Source organism: Rufibacter glacialis (genome assembly GCF_008271745.1).
GTDB classification, from domain to species: domain Bacteria; phylum Bacteroidota; class Bacteroidia; order Cytophagales; family Hymenobacteraceae; genus Nibribacter; species Nibribacter glacialis.
This window is the reverse complement of sequence record NZ_VKKZ01000001.1, coordinates 18,463-32,671: the sequence shown is the minus strand read 5'-3', so window position 1 is coordinate 32,671 and position 14,209 is coordinate 18,463. Positions and strand designations below refer to the sequence as shown.

The following is a 14,209-nucleotide window of genomic DNA, read 5'->3' as shown; positions in this document are numbered from 1 at the left end:
TCTTTCCCGAGCGCGCCTCGCTTTTGGCCCTAGAAAGGCAGCAGCTAAGAAAAAAGGAAAGTTCAGGCCGAAAGGGCAGTGCGAGAGGGGAAGACGGGGCCTCGCGGCCGTGAGCGCTCGGAGGGTAGCGATGGAAAGACAAAGCATAAGGGCTTCGCAGACAGCAGCCGCTACGCCAGCAATGACATAAGGCATGCACTACCAGCCTTGAGATGGAAAAGGAGCGCCTTGTTACAAACATGCTTAGGCACCATCAGAGCTGGATTCCCAGCCCTGTTCTGCAAAAACAGCCTTAAAACAAGACCAACCTATCCATAACTTTCCGGCCGGTCTCCAGTTTAAAGAAACAATAAACCTCACCATTGCATAGCCGCGGCTTTGCCCGTACCTTCGCTAACCTATGAGTACACCAGACAAACGCCTGTTTCTGCTAGACGCCATGGCGCTCATTTACCGGGCCCACTTCGCCTTCAGCAAGAACCCCAGAATCAACTCCAAGGGCATGAATACCGGGGCCGCTTTGGGCTTCACCAACACCCTGGTAGATCTGCTCAACCGCGAGAAGCCCACCCACATTGGGGTGGCCTATGACGCCCCTTCCAAGACTTTCCGGCACGACAGCTTTGTGGAGTACAAGGCCAACCGCCAGGCCATGCCCGAGGATATTTCCATCGCTATTCCGTACGTGAAGAAGATTGTGGAGGCGTTTGGCATACCCGGTATGATGCTGGACGGCTTCGAGGCCGATGACATCATCGGGACGCTTTCCTGCAAAGCGGAGAAAGCCGGCTTTGACGTATTCATGATGACCCCAGACAAAGACTACTACCAACTGGTCACCGACCACGTCTTTGTCTACAAGCCGGCTTTTCTGGGCAACGCCATTGAAATCATAGACAAGCCCAAGGTGCTGGAGCGCTGGGAGATTGACAACGTGAAACAAGTCATTGACATACTGGGCCTGCAGGGCGATGCCGTGGACAACATCCCAGGCATACCAGGTATTGGCGAAAAGACGGCTAAAACGCTGATCCAGCGGTTCGGGAGCGTGGAGAACCTCATCGCGAACGCGCACGAGCTCAAGGGCAAGCAGAAAGAGAACGTAGAGAAGTTCGCGGAGCAAGGCCTGATGTCCAAAGAACTGGCCACCATCCACCTGGATGTGCCCATTGATTTTGACGAGCAAGGTTTGCTGTACGAAGGCCCCGACATGGACAAGCTGGCGGCGCTCTTTGACGAGCTGGAGTTCCGGCAGTTGGCTACCCGCGTGCTGGGCACCGCCTCGCCGGCCGTTCCTAAGCCTGTGTCTAACAAACCCACCGTGGGCAAAGGCTTCAAGTCAGACAAACCCATGGGCCAGACTTCCCTGTTTGACATGCCCGCCGGGGAGACCGTGGTTCCAGAGGAAGGCGAAGCTGGTGAAACAGGAGGCAACGCCTACGTGACCGGCACCCGCCGCACCATAGACACCACCCTGCACGAGTACCACCTGCTCACCACTTCAGAGCAACGCGCACAACTACTGAAATACCTGAAACTGCAGAAAGAGGTCTCTTTTGATACCGAGACCACCAGCATTGACGCCATCACGGCCCGTTTGGTAGGCATCTCGTTCTGCTACCTGCCCGGTGAGGCGTACTATATTCCCGTGCCGCCGCAAGACGAGGAAGCCGCCCGCGACATTGTGCAGGAGTTCAAGGAAGTGCTGGAAAGCCCTGCCATCACCAAGATTGGCCAGAACATCAAGTATGACCTGGTGGTGCTGCAGCGCTACGGCATTGATGTGCAAGGTCCGCTTTATGACACCATGCTGGCCCATTACCTCCTGGAGCCCGACATGCGCCACAACATGGACCTGCTCGCCGAGACGTACCTGCACTACACGCCCATCGCCATTGAGACGCTGTTGGGCAAAGGCAAGCACCAACTCACCATGGACAAGCTGCCGCCCCTGCAGATTTATGAATACGCCTGTGAAGACGCTGATGTCACCTTGCAGCTCAAGCACTATTTTGACCCGCTTTTAGAGAAACAAGGCCTTAAACGCCTGTTCAACGACGTGGAGAACCCGTTGCTGCGCGTACTGGGCCACATGGAGCGCGAGGGCGTGAGCATTGACGCCGAGGCCCTTGCTGAGTCCTCTATCTCGCTGGAAACCAGCATCAAGGAGATAGAGCAGAAGATCTTTGACCAGGCCGGTATGGAATTCAACATCGGGTCACCCAAGCAATTGGGCGAGGTCCTGTTTGACCGCATGGGCCTGGGCGGGAGCAAGATCAAGAAAACCAAAACCGGCCAGTACGCCACCGGCGAAGAGATCCTTTCCAAGCTGGCCTTTGAACACGAGATCGTAGCTTTGATCCTGGACCACCGGCAATTGACCAAGTTGAAGAGCACCTACGTTGATGCGCTTCCGGCCTTGGTGTGCAATGAAGACAACCGCCTGCACACGTCCTACAACCAGGCGGTGGCTGCCACCGGCCGATTGAGCTCCACCAACCCCAACCTGCAGAACATCCCCATCCGCACCGAGAAAGGCCGCGAGATACGCAAGGCCTTTGTGCCGCGCGATGAGAACCACGTGCTGCTTTCCGCGGACTACTCGCAGATTGAGCTCCGCATCATGGCGCACTTCAGCAACGACGCCACCATGAAAGAGGCTTTCCAGAAAGGGCAGGACATCCATGCCTCCACGGCGGCCAAGGTGTTCCACGTGCCCGTGGCTCAGGTGGACGCAGACATGCGCCGCAAGGCCAAGACCATCAACTTCGGGATCATCTACGGCATCTCCGCCTTCGGCCTGGCCGAACGCCTGGCTATTCCGCGCCGCGAGGCCGCCGAGATTATTGAGGCCTATTTCCAGGAGTTCCCGGCGGTGAAGGAGTACATGGACAGCGCCATCAACCAGGCCCGCGACCAGGAGTTTGTGGAGACCCTGCTGGGCCGCCGCCGGTACCTGCGTGACATCAACTCCCGCAACCAGAACGTACGCGGCTACGCCGAACGCAACGCCATCAACGCCCCTATTCAGGGTACGGCCGCCGATATCATCAAGATTGCCATGATCAACATTGACCAGTGGTTGCGCGACGAGAAACTGGCCAGCCGCATGATCCTGCAGGTGCATGATGAATTGGTGTTTGACGTGCTCAAAGAGGAACTGCCCGTGGTGCAACCCAAGATTGAGGAACTCATGAAAGGCGCCTTCCCGCTTACGGTACCCATGGAAGTAGGCCTGGGCACCGGAGAAAACTGGCTACAGGCGCACTAAGCGTTTTGGACCAGTTTTGAGGAAAACATGCTTAAAGCATTTGTTATAACATCAAAACAGAAGAGGGAGCCAAGTGGCTCCCTCTTCTGTTTTTGGGGCATTTTTAAAAAAGTATCCGTTTTACATGGTGCGCATGGTCACCTTTACCGTAACTGGCAGCCCGTTGTAGTCAAGTGAGAACTCACCGGTGAGGCTGGTGCTGGAAAGATCCGTCAGCTTGATCTCCAACTTGTCTGAGGGTAAGCCCAAAGTAGCCCCAAGCCCTTGTATGGTCATTATATCGCCGTTCAAAGACCAGCTGCCTTGCACCTGCTGCGGAGACAGGGCAGTACATTTAGTAGCTCCTTCATTGATCAGAAGCACCCCATTAGCTTGGAACTCAAAATAATTGTCCCGCTGGCAATCTTTCAGGTTTGCATAGAAGTCCACGCTGCCAAAAAATGGTACCGCAGCACTGGCGGCGGTGATCTGCCAGCGTTTGTTCTTCAACATATCCTCTTTAGAAGGAGAATCATCGTCATCGCTGCTGCAGGCGGTAAAGAAGAGGGTGCAGCAGAAGAGCAAGAGGAGTAATGGGTAGTTTTTCATGGCTGAAGGCTAAGGATGAAGATAGCGTGTATACGAATGTATCTTGTTCACAGCATAAAAGCCAGAGAAAATTTAGGCTAAGCTCTGCCGGTTTTTTACAAAAAAGAAGACCAGCCGGTGGGACTGGTCTTCCTGGAATAAGATAAAGCGAGGGTTACGGGATAAGTACCGCTCTGAACTGTGTTACGTCAATGGTAGGAATGGTAGAGGCGTACTGCTTGTTGATGGCCTTTATCATTTCATTGGCAATAATAGCATAACCACGAGGCGTGGGGTGTACCCCATCCAGCGAGAACAGGTTTCCTATGATAAACGCTGGAGAATAGTTGATCCCATTCATGGAGAACCCGGATTGGATGGAGTTGAAAAAAGTGAAAGCATCAAAGAGTGCTAACTTTTTGGCTGCTGCCTGGGCTTTGATGGCATTGTTGAATGAGGTAGTGGCAGTGGCTACTAGTGCCTGCTCCTCATCATCTAACACAAAGGCACTTGGAATAGGATTTCTGGGGTCTAGCCCAAAAGCACGGGTCGTATCTAGTTGGAAGTTCTGGAGGTAACCTTTAAGCTCCTGATCTCTTTTGGCGGCATCCTCGTCTTTAGGGTATCTTCCTTTAGCTAACTCTCTCCAATACCGGCCAGTAGGCTGGCCAACTGAGGAAAGGTAGGCACTTGAGGTAAGAGTAAGTAGGATTGTGCCACCGGAGGCGCTTTTAATAGAAGCGGGAGTGACATTGATGCGGCTGGCAGTTGCTTTGGTGAGGACGGAAACGCCAGTGATAGGCAAGCCTTGAGCATTAGCGGCGGCAATAGCACCGGCTAGAAGGGGCTTTGCGGTAGGCCCTACCGTAGTGAAAAATGGTACTGATCTTACATCCGGGATAGTAGCTACAATTCCTTTAGCCCCTTTAGCGGTAAGTGCATTGATCAGTTCCTCATAATAGCTGGCAAACTTGCCGGTCTCGGTGATTTGGTTCGTCGGGTTTATGGTCTCGCTGGCGAAGCCTCCGGAGGTAGCATATCCCAGTACATCGTTATTGCCTAACCAGGCACTAAAGAAAGTTTGCTCCTGATTACTGACACGTTGCAGGTAGGTAAGAGTGGAGCCCTCGGGAAGAATACGCTCAAAAAAAGGATTGAAGCCTTGCGGATTGTTTAACCCATAACCTGGTTGTTTAATATCTGCTAGCTTAATGCCGGGAACTCCGAAGTTCTGAATCTTGTCAAGGGCCGAAAACCTAGTCAACAGCGGGGTCCTGCCATCAGCGCCCAGTCCGCGCACAGCCAGGTTAGGGTCATTAGCTGGCAGTGGTACGAGAATGGGACTTGGAGTGGCTGGAGCAGTAGGATTAGTAAACCCTGTCAACCTCAAATACCCAGAGCCGTTGCGCTGCTCTGGCGTGAACAGGGGTTGTACAAACGCACCGCCACCCACAAAGCCAAACTGGTTGGCCAGAATGTTAGGGTAAGAAAATACCTGTCCTTCCAAGTAGAGGCCATTGTCTTGGTAGCCTGCCGTGAGGGAGTTCCCCACTGCTACGTACTTAGAAAGATCCAGCTCTCCTTTAGAAAAGCTTGCTTCATCTTCAAACTCAGCCTCGCAGCCGGAAAACAAGAAGGCGCAGGAAAGAAGGGTGGCCGCGCCGAATTTATGGAATATGTTCTTCATGATCGTTCTGAGGATAATTAGAATTTATAGTTCACCGCAACGCCAGGGATATACGCCACAGACTTGAAGGTTCCGGCCACACCGCTGGATTTGTCAGCTAAATCGGTCCGCTCCTTCTTGTTGATATAGCTGAAGGAGGCATCAAGGTCTACTTTCTCGCTAAGGGCCAAGGTAAAACCGGCAGAAACGCTTCTTGAGTCAGCGTCTGGGGTTTCTGGGGTCAGGTAACCAGTGCGTACCGGGGTTTTGTCATAATAGCCACCAGCCCGCACCGTCAGCATCTCAGAGACTTTGTACTGGGCACCCACGCGGTAGATGTAAGAGTCTTTGTAGTTCCGCTGTGCCACAGAAGATTCCTGACCACCTACCTTACCGTTGAAATCAAACTGGAGGGCTTTGTAAGCACCCCAGCCTACCCGCTGGATGTCTACGCCCACGGTAAGGTTCTCAGTGGGTCTAAAACCGATACCCAGCGTGATGTTGTCTGGCAAAGGCAGGGTGGCATCAAACTCAGTAGCGGTGAATTGGGCCGCTACCGGGCCTGCGGTAGGAATGCGGTAGGTTACATCACCGCCTTCTACTTTAGCGTCTACCTTAGAACGGTAGGTAACTCCCAAAGACAGTTTCTCTGTGGGCTGGAAATACACCCCGGCATTGAAGCCAATGGAGGTTTTAGATTTGCCGTCTAACTCAATGCGGCCTTCCTGGCCGTTGGCGTCTGTAAGCGGAATGCTGCGCTGCAGGTTCACGCTTCCGGTGTTGATGACCAGGCCGGCTCCTATGCCCAACTTGTCAGAAAAGCGGTAGCTCACGGTAGGCTGAATGTAGATGGCTTTCAGGGTGAGCTCATTCAGGCCGAAGCGGCCTTGCCAGGCGTTGCCCCAGTTCACGGTGCTGCCATAGGGCGTGTACACGCCAATCCCGAAGCGCCAGGGGCTATCTGTGGGGCCATAAGAAGCATATACCTGGAAAGGGGTACCCATGGGGTTATCAGTGCGGGCCTCAGAGATTCCTCCGCTGGCGTCTCTGAAAGCGATTTTAGAGGAAAGCGCGCTCACACCTATCTGAATGCCGTTCTGCCGAAGATGGGCCAGAGCGCCAGGGTTGAAAAAGATACTGCTCTGGTCCAATACCAACCCGGTGCCCACGTGCCCCATGCCTATCTGTTTCTGCCCTTGCAGGTTGACTTGATATCCGCCGGCGGAGGCTACGCTTGCCGTGAGCATAGCACTGCCCAGCAAGGCCAAAAATTTACTTTTCATGCGTTTGTTAGTTAAAAATAGGTGTATTTGACTCTTAGAGATTTGGTAACCAAATATAGAAAGATTGGCAAGATATTTTAATAGTGTTATGCATAAGCACTATAATTTTAGTAAATAATAACGCTGCCCTTGCTTGAGGAGTGGCAGGTCTACCAGGCGGTAGCTAACACGCCTCACCTAGTAGCAAAGAAAAATAAACAGGAACCCATCTCTTTTCTGCCAAACACGTTAAGCCAAAACTGTTAAGAGAGGAAAATCTATGTACGACGTACTGATAGTGGGAGGAGGCCCGGCCGGGCTAAGTGCCGCCATGTTGCTGGGACGCTGCATGCGCAAGGTGGCCTTGTTTGATAGCGGGGTCTATCGCAATTCGTATTCACACGCCATGAACGGGTTCATTTCCCGAGACGGCACCCCGCCAGGTGAGTTTCTGCGCCTGAGCCGCGAAGACCTGGTGAAATACGAAGTGGAGTTCAAGCAGAAGCGCATCAAAGAGATCACCAAGGAAGGCGACCTGTTCAAGGCCACCGACGACGAGGACCAGGTGTACCTGTCCCGAAAGGTGCTGCTGGCCACGGGTCTGCAAGACCGCTGGCCCAAGATACCAGGGGCTGAGCCCTTCTATGGCACCAGCATCCACCACTGCCCTTACTGTGACGGCTTTGAGTCTAAGAATAAGCCCCTGGCTGCTTACGGGAAGAACCGTGACGCCATTGGCCTTTCCCTGTCGCTCAAGACCTGGAGCAGTGACGTGATGCTCTTCACCGACGGCACCAACCGCCTCACCCGGGAAGACCGCGAACTGCTGGCCCGTAACAAAGTGCAGATCAATACTACTGGTATTGAGCGAATAGAAGGCGAAGAAGGGCATATGCAGCGCATTGTGCTCAAGAACGGGCAGACAGAAAACCGCGAGGCCCTGTTCTTCGCCACCGGTTCAGACCAGCACGCCGACCTGGCCCGCCAACTGGAGTGTGATTTCACCAGCAAGGGCGTGGTGAGAACCTACAAACACCAGCAAACGAACGTGCCCGGCCTTTACGTAGCCGGAGACGCCGCCCGAGACATGCAACTGGTGATTGTGGCCGCCGCAGAAGGCACCAAGGCTGGGGTAGCCATCAACATGGAACTGCAGAAGGAGTTCAGGTTGTAGCCCTGGCTGAAACGCATACACCCAAAGCCCGTTTAGGAGCCGTTTTCTACAAACAGCTCCTAAACGGGCTTTGCTTTTCCTGAAAAAGGAGAAACAATCGGCCAGGGCCGGGTAGTGGACAGGGCCGTTCCATTCTACCAGTTACCAGAGAATTCCAGGTTCTGCAAGGCGGGTTTGAGGCGGTTGCCTCCCTGAAGTTGAAAACTTCAGTTCATGGAAGGTCCAGGTTGGAAACTTGAACCAGAGAAACTTTGGTAGTACGCAGCCTGGTTTAGGAATCAAAAGCAAGACAGGGCAACAGTAGGGCCGGGTTTAAGGTGACGCTGATTTGAAGAAGCCTAGCACCAGAGAAAGACCAAGCACCAGCGCTGCAGGGTTTTAGATGTGTTTCCAGAAAATCAGCCGTAAAATAAGGATTATAACCAAAAAACATGGGGACAAGGCCTGGTCCGGCGGGCAGGGGATTAATCTACCTTCACAGCACTTGCTACCATTGTTGGTGTTCCCAGGGGCCAACAATCCAGATTCAGGCACCTTTCCGCTTGCTGGTGAAAACACGCAGCAAGGGCTAGGGCTCTTTGTTTTAGCTTTATAGTAAACAGTTGCTGGTTCAAGTTTTCAACTTGGACCCATTATGAGCTGAAGTTTTCAACTTCAGTGAGGCGAAAGCCTCAAGATGCGCCTTGCTGAACCACACATTGATAGAGTGGAACCACCTTCCGTCACTCAAGAATACCACCACCTGCCCATTTAGCGTCTGTTTTCCAAAATGCAGTCACTAAACAGGCCTTCCTTTTAAACTGAGCAGGTGGAAAGCTACGCGCTGGCCAGAGTTTTAGAAGCATTTTCAGAAAACCAGCCTTAAAACGAAGAAAGTAAAGCCGTTGCGAGTAAGGGCGTAGGCAGGCCATTTTGCGGCACTTCCTCGCAAAACAGGCCAGAAGCACTTCCCCGCCAGGGGGCTGCTGCCTGCTGCCATTCCCTGGTGGCTTAGGCTTTGCTGGCGGTTCTGCGTTTCTGCTGCGAGAGCTTGCGGAAAACCCGGTCGGTGAGGCAGTACTCATGGCCCTCCACCAGCAGGTGCATGATGAGGTTCTCCACGGCAATGGGTTCGCCTTCGTCTACCTCCTCCAGGTTCGAGTACCGCACGTGCGAGCTGTCCATGATGGTGACCACCCCCGTGCCGAAGACCTCTACGTGCTGGCCACCTTTGATGATGATGCCGGTTTCCTCGCCCAAGCCAATGCCCACAAACTGGGGCCGCTTGGAAACCGCGTGCGCCAGGCGGCCAAACCGGCCACGCTCCGTGAAATGGGTATCAATGAACACGTTCTGGATGAAAGACAAGCCGTCTGTTGTCTTCACTTCGCCCTTCATGAGCGAGTAATAGCCGTAGCCTTCATAGATCATGCGGTCAGACATGGCGGCCGCCCCGGCGCTGGTGCCGGCAATGGTGATCTCCTCTTCAAGGTAGCGGGTCTGCATGAGGCGGTGCAGCTTAGAGCCGGCCAAAAATTCCTTCAGGCGCAGTTGGTTGCCGCCGGTGAAAAAGATGACCTCGGCTTGGGCAATGCGCTCCAGATTTTCGGGTTTATCGGCTTCGTTGTCTTCATCAATGTGCATGAACCGCACGCTGCTGCAGCCCAGCTCTTCAAACGCCTCTTTGTAGGCCTGGCCAGACTCCATGGGTTCCAGGGTAGCAGTGGTGATCACCTCTATGTTGGAGTTCACGGTGCAGAGTTCAGACCTGATCAGGCTGATCAGACCATCGTCATCGCCGCCGCCTAGGGCAATAAGGGTTCCTCTGGGGTTTTGCATAAAGTAAATAGGAAAATAAAGCAGTAGCCTGGTGCCTGCGCCATTGGCAGGCCTTGCCCCACTACCAAGGGTATCAACGTAGTCTCTGGGGCAAGGATGCCGAAAGTAAGGGAGAAATGCGGGGCAGGCAAGCATTTAAACGCTATTGCCCCGGTTTCTGGAAGGAAAAGCCTTAGAGCACAGCGGCTCGCCCAAGGGCCACTGCTTCAACGCGGCCGGGGCATAATACGTAACCTGCTACTGTATGAAGATAGAGCAAATCGAAGACAAGGGCCTGGCCCATTTCTCTTACCTGATCATGAGTGACGCGGAGATAGCGGTCATAGACCCCGGCCGTGACCCGCGCCCCTATGAGGAGTTTGCCATGGTGCATGATGCCAGGATCATAGCCATCATAGAGACGCACCCGCACGCCGACTTCGTGAGCGGCCACCTGGAACTGTCTGAGGCCAAACAGGCGCCCATTTACGTGAGCAAGCGGGCCGGGGCCAAATACAAACATACTCCCTTTGATGAAGGCAATGAGATCAGGGTAGGCCAGGTCACGCTGCAGGCCCTTAACACCCCCGGGCATTCGCCAGACAGCATCTCTGTTTTGCTGCGTGATGAAGAAGGCAAAGAACACGCGGTTTTCACCGGTGACACGCTCTTCATTGGCGATGTGGGCCGACCAGACCTGCGGGAAGAGGTAGGGCACGAGACTTCGGCCCGCCAGGACCTGGCCCGGCAGATGTACCACTCAACCCGGGAGAAGCTCATGAAACTACCTGACCAGGTGGTGGTCTATCCTGCGCACGGCGCCGGAAGCCTTTGCGGAAAAGCCCTGAGCGAGGCCAAGTCCGGTACCATTGGCGAGGAAAAGAAAACGAACCCGGCTTTGCAGGAAATGACCGAAGACGCGTTTGTGGATTTCCTGACCCAGGACCAGCCCTTTGTGCCAAAATACTTCAAGTATGCGGTGCAGGTGAACCAAAGGGGAGCGCCCAAGTTCTTCTCATCTATCAAGCAAGTGCCCATTATTGCCCCAGACCATCGGCGGCACAGAGAAGCCCTGGTTATTGACACCCGTCCGCAGGCCCGGTTCAAGAAAGGCCATCTGCCCTCGGCTATCAATCTGCAGGACGGACCCAAGTTTGAGACCTGGCTGGGATCTATTGTGGCCCCGGAAGAAGAATTCTACCTTCTCAGTGATGACGAGGAACAACTGCGCGAACTTATCTCACGCACGGCCCGCATTGGGTACGAGCCCTTCATTCTGGGGGCGCTGCCCGTTCCGCCGGCTGGCCAGGAGACCTCGCCGGTGCTGGATGTGGAGGCTTTCAAGGCGCACCCGCAGAACTACACCATTATAGACATCAGAAATACCAATGAGGTAAAGGAAAAGCGGGTGTTTGCCGGGGCCCTGGAGATACCTTTGCCAGAACTGCGCGAGCGGGTAGACGAGGTGCCCACTGACAAACCCATTGTGGTGCACTGCGCCGGAGGCTACCGGTCGGCGGCTGGGGCCAGCATCCTGGCGCAGTTCATCACTGAGGTGCCCGTCTATGACTTGAGTGAGGCCATCACACAATTCACCGGCAACCACTGAGATCCAGAGAAATGACCTTCGGTTTTGGGACTGTTTTCAGGAAAACGGCCCCAAAACCGGGTTTCATCTGAGAGGAAAGTGAAAAAAGTAACATCCGGTGGAGAAAGGTCTTTTAAGGACGGTAAAGCTTCCTTTTAGGCTGTTTCAGGGTTGAGGACCAGGGGCTATGGTCAAGCCTTCTACCCCTGACAATTGGCGTTCTGGGGGTTGTTTCTTAATTTAGGGAATGAAACGCCGGTCTGAGTGGGTGTTTCTGGCGTCCGGCTGGCCTGTTAGCCTACGCTATTTTTCCATCCTGAATTGCCGTCTGGTCCCTGGGCCACCGGTCATGAATTGCTTATGTTTTTTTCCCTTCGTACCGCCTGCCTTCTTTTTGCCTTGTTTGTTTGTTCTGTTTCTGCTTCGGCGCAGATCCTGAACGTAGAGAAAGCCCGGGTAGACAAAGACTCTTCGCATTACTTTACCGGCAAGGTAGGCCTGAACCTGAACCTGTTTAACCGGGCCACCAGCCAGGAAGGCAAAACCGACCATTTCCTGGGGCTGAACGGGAACGGGAACATTGGCTATGTGTCTGAGCGCAATACGTACCTGCTGCTGGCCTCCTATAACTATGTGCGCCTGAAAGGCGAAACCCAGATAGAGACGGGTTCTGTGCACGCGCGCGTCACGTTCAACCGGCAAGACCGGCTGTCTTATGAGGCCTTTTCCCAGGCCCAGTATGATTACAACCGGGGCCTGGAGTTACGCCTGCTGGCCGGGGCCGGTATCCGGTACGCGGTGGTGCGGAAAGAGAACATCCGGTTTCACGTAGGCACAGGCCTTATGTATGAGCATGAGCGGTGGCGGCACCTGGAGGAAAACCGGTACATTAAGAAAGACATCCCCAAACTCTCTACCTATGCCAGTGTGAGGCTGCCCCTGACCCCTTACCTGGAACTGAGCACCATCCATTACTACCAGGTAGGGTATGACCAACCCGCCCGCATGGACCGGCACCGGTTCAGCGGAGACATTTCCATCATCACCAAGATCAACAGCCGGTTCCACCTGACTACCAATTTCTCGCATACCTATGAAGGGCGGCCCATCGTACCTATTCCCAACTACCTCTACAGCCTGACCAACGGCGTCCAGTATAGTTTTTAGTTCTGAGTCCTGAGTCCTGAGTCTAGAGTCCTGAGTCTAGAGTCCTGAGTTCTGAGTCAGAAGAGGCTTTAAAGGAAGCGGGCCGCGCTCCGTCCGTTTTCCCAGACTAAAGCTCCAAAAGGCTAAAACCGTCATTCCCTCTCCCTCTGGGAGAGGGCTAGGGTGAGGGGCAGCGGGTGTTCAACGGAAACGGCATCAAAGCTGGAACCGTTTCGGACAGGTCGCGACCTGTCCCTACCTTTGTTTGTTTTATAGGTACTGCCTTTCTAATTGGAGACTCTTCCCCTCATCCTAACCTTCTCCCTGAGGGAGAAGGGACAGCGGTCCCGCGATTTTGGGGTGTTTTTCAAAAAAAAGCCCCAAAAGACCTAGTCATCGCCGGAGGCGCCACTGCGGCGGTTGGCTTTTTTCTGTCCCTGCTTTTGCTTGGCCAGTAGCCGCTTTTGCACCGAGGCTCTAGACGGTCTTGTTTTCTTGCGCGGCTTGGGCCGGTGCAGCGCCTGCGTTAGAACCTGATGCAGCTTCTGCACCACCAGCTCTTTGTTCACCAGTTGGCTACGGTCTTCCTGGCTGGCCAGGTGCAGGAAACCTTCTTTGTTCAGCCGCGAGGCCAGTTTCTCCAGGAGCAGCTCTTTCTGTTCCTGCGTGAGCAGGGCCGAGTTCTCAATGGAAAACCATACTTCTACCCTACTGGCTACTTTGTTTACGTTCTGGCCGCCGGGACCGCTGCTGCGCGAGGTTTGAAAGGTTAATTCAGGGGTTAGATCTGGTAACATAACAGGAGTACGTGAGCGCCCGCCACAGCGATACTAAAAACAGACTGCCTGGCACACGGTTGAAACTGCGGCTGCGCCACCTCTTTAGAAAAGAAGCCACCACCTAGAAGGTAGTCAGATCCTGAAAGCTTGTTTCAGGGCCTGTTTTCAGAAAACTACTCTAAAACAGCAAACGGGCCTGGTGTTATAACCAGGAAGAGCCTTCTTTCTTTTTCTTCTTCTTGTTTTTGTCTGAAGGGCTGAAGATGCCTTTGATGATCTGCCCCGGGGTGGGTGGCTTTTCCTTGACCAGAACGTACCGAATAGAGAAGGCCCCGCCCATGTTGAACCACTCCTCATGCTTGAGGTGGATAGCGGGTTTCAAGTCGGCGGAGAGCAGGAACGGGAGGCCGTTCACCTTGTATTCAAGGCCCACAATAGCATCTACCCCATAGATGGCCCCATAGTCTTTCAGACGGCCGCCGTGCAAGCCGCCCCCCAGGTAATAGTTAAGGCGCTGCCCCAGCATAGGAAAGTGCTGCTCTGCCAGTACCGTGGCCTTGATCTCGCGGGGAGAGGCGGTGACCAGGCCTTCCAGGGTGGTTTTTTCCAGAATCTTTTGTTGCACCGTCAGGCCAAACTCCTCATTGCCAATTCTAAGACCCGCCGCGGTTTTATAGCGCTGGGCCTGGGCTGGCAGACAGCCCAGCAAAAAAAGGCAAAGCCCTAACAGAGATAGTTTCTTCATGGGGTAAAGTACGGAAGAGAAATTGAAACCGCTGCCCTCGCGGCAACGAATGCTTTCCAGCAGAACGGTGCGCAACGGGTTTTCTTTTACGGCCTTATTTGCAAAAATACGGCCGTAAAGGGAGGAGTTTCCCTTGTGGTTGGCAGCCAGGTAATTAGGGAAAGGGATAAACAGGAAGAACGGAACTACGAAATTTTTCGTCAATAAATTTTTC

The 14,209-nt window shown here is 53.9% G+C and carries 10 protein-coding genes; 4 read left to right on the top strand and 6 right to left on the bottom strand.

All coding sequences use genetic code 11. From position 1 onward, the window contains the following. The first annotated feature begins 400 nt into the window (after window positions 1-400). Window positions 401-3,271: a DNA polymerase I gene (gene polA, locus FOE74_RS00145; RefSeq protein ID WP_149096588.1), complete on the top strand. Its 2,871-nt coding sequence runs from the start codon at window positions 401-403 to the stop codon at window positions 3,269-3,271. 120 nt (window positions 3,272-3,391) lie between these two features. Here the strand turns inward: polA and FOE74_RS00140 are convergent, their stop codons facing one another. The 3 genes from FOE74_RS00140 to FOE74_RS00130 all read right to left on the bottom strand — a co-directional run bounded on the left by FOE74_RS00140 (window position 3,392) and on the right by FOE74_RS00130 (window position 6,787). Beyond that, a complete protein-coding gene (locus FOE74_RS00140; RefSeq protein WP_149096587.1) occupies window positions 3,392-3,859 on the bottom strand; it encodes a hypothetical protein in 468 nt (155 codons plus the stop codon). 154 nt (window positions 3,860-4,013) lie between these two features. Next, on the bottom strand, window positions 4,014-5,525 hold the full coding sequence (locus tag FOE74_RS00135) for an SGNH/GDSL hydrolase family protein (protein ID WP_149096586.1): 1,512 nt from the start codon (window positions 5,523-5,525) through the stop codon (window positions 4,014-4,016). Window positions 5,526-5,542: 17 nt separating this feature from the next. Then, window positions 5,543-6,787 (bottom strand): OmpP1/FadL family transporter, encoded by a 1,245-nt coding sequence (locus FOE74_RS00130; RefSeq protein WP_149096585.1) that lies wholly within the window; start codon window positions 6,785-6,787, stop codon window positions 5,543-5,545. Between the two features lie 259 nt (window positions 6,788-7,046). On the opposite strand from FOE74_RS00130, the gene FOE74_RS00125 reads away from it, so the two are divergent. Continuing rightward, window positions 7,047-7,940 (top strand): NAD(P)/FAD-dependent oxidoreductase, encoded by an 894-nt coding sequence (locus FOE74_RS00125; protein WP_149096584.1) that lies wholly within the window; start codon window positions 7,047-7,049, stop codon window positions 7,938-7,940. Window positions 7,941-8,930: 990 nt separating this feature from the next. Here the strand turns inward: FOE74_RS00125 and FOE74_RS00120 are convergent. Next, complete coding sequence (locus tag FOE74_RS00120; protein WP_188687123.1) at window positions 8,931-9,758, bottom strand: cyanophycinase; 828 nt, start codon at window positions 9,756-9,758, stop codon at window positions 8,931-8,933. Window positions 9,759-10,002: 244 nt separating this feature from the next. On the opposite strand from FOE74_RS00120, the gene FOE74_RS00115 reads away from it, so the two are divergent. Together FOE74_RS00115 and FOE74_RS00110 are read left to right on the top strand one after the other, a co-directional pair. After that, window positions 10,003-11,346, top strand: coding sequence for an MBL fold metallo-hydrolase (locus tag FOE74_RS00115; RefSeq protein WP_149096582.1), 1,344 nt, complete (start codon window positions 10,003-10,005; stop codon window positions 11,344-11,346). Between the two features lie 339 nt (window positions 11,347-11,685). Next, window positions 11,686-12,492 carry a DUF481 domain-containing protein gene (locus FOE74_RS00110; RefSeq protein ID WP_149096581.1) on the top strand — a complete coding sequence of 269 codons (807 nt, stop codon included), beginning with the start codon at window positions 11,686-11,688 and terminating at the stop codon, window positions 12,490-12,492. Between the two features lie 368 nt (window positions 12,493-12,860). Here the strand turns inward: FOE74_RS00110 and arfB are convergent, their stop codons facing one another. Both arfB and FOE74_RS00100 read right to left on the bottom strand, forming a co-directional pair. After that, complete coding sequence (arfB, locus tag FOE74_RS00105) at window positions 12,861-13,268, bottom strand: alternative ribosome rescue aminoacyl-tRNA hydrolase ArfB (RefSeq protein ID WP_149096580.1); 408 nt, start codon at window positions 13,266-13,268, stop codon at window positions 12,861-12,863. A 184-nt stretch (window positions 13,269-13,452) separates the two neighbouring features. After that, a complete protein-coding gene (locus tag FOE74_RS00100; protein WP_188687121.1) occupies window positions 13,453-14,199 on the bottom strand; it encodes a hypothetical protein in 747 nt (248 codons plus the stop codon). Between the last annotated feature and the right edge of the window lie 10 nt (window positions 14,200-14,209).

Coding starts and splice junctions, on each gene's coding strand:
- polA (WP_149096588.1), top strand. CDS start 401: ATGAGTACACCAGACAAACGCCTGTTTCTGCTAGACGCCATGGCGCTC.
- FOE74_RS00140 (WP_149096587.1), bottom strand. CDS start 3,859: ATGAAAAACTACCCATTACTCCTCTTGCTCTTCTGCTGCACCCTCTTC.
- FOE74_RS00135 (WP_149096586.1), bottom strand. CDS start 5,525: ATGAAGAACATATTCCATAAATTCGGCGCGGCCACCCTTCTTTCCTGC.
- FOE74_RS00130 (WP_149096585.1), bottom strand. CDS start 6,787: ATGAAAAGTAAATTTTTGGCCTTGCTGGGCAGTGCTATGCTCACGGCA.
- FOE74_RS00125 (WP_149096584.1), top strand. CDS start 7,047: ATGTACGACGTACTGATAGTGGGAGGAGGCCCGGCCGGGCTAAGTGCC.
- FOE74_RS00120 (WP_188687123.1), bottom strand. CDS start 9,758: ATGCAAAACCCCAGAGGAACCCTTATTGCCCTAGGCGGCGGCGATGAC.
- FOE74_RS00115 (WP_149096582.1), top strand. CDS start 10,003: ATGAAGATAGAGCAAATCGAAGACAAGGGCCTGGCCCATTTCTCTTAC.
- FOE74_RS00110 (WP_149096581.1), top strand. CDS start 11,686: ATGTTTTTTTCCCTTCGTACCGCCTGCCTTCTTTTTGCCTTGTTTGTT.
- arfB (WP_149096580.1), bottom strand. CDS start 13,268: ATGTTACCAGATCTAACCCCTGAATTAACCTTTCAAACCTCGCGCAGC.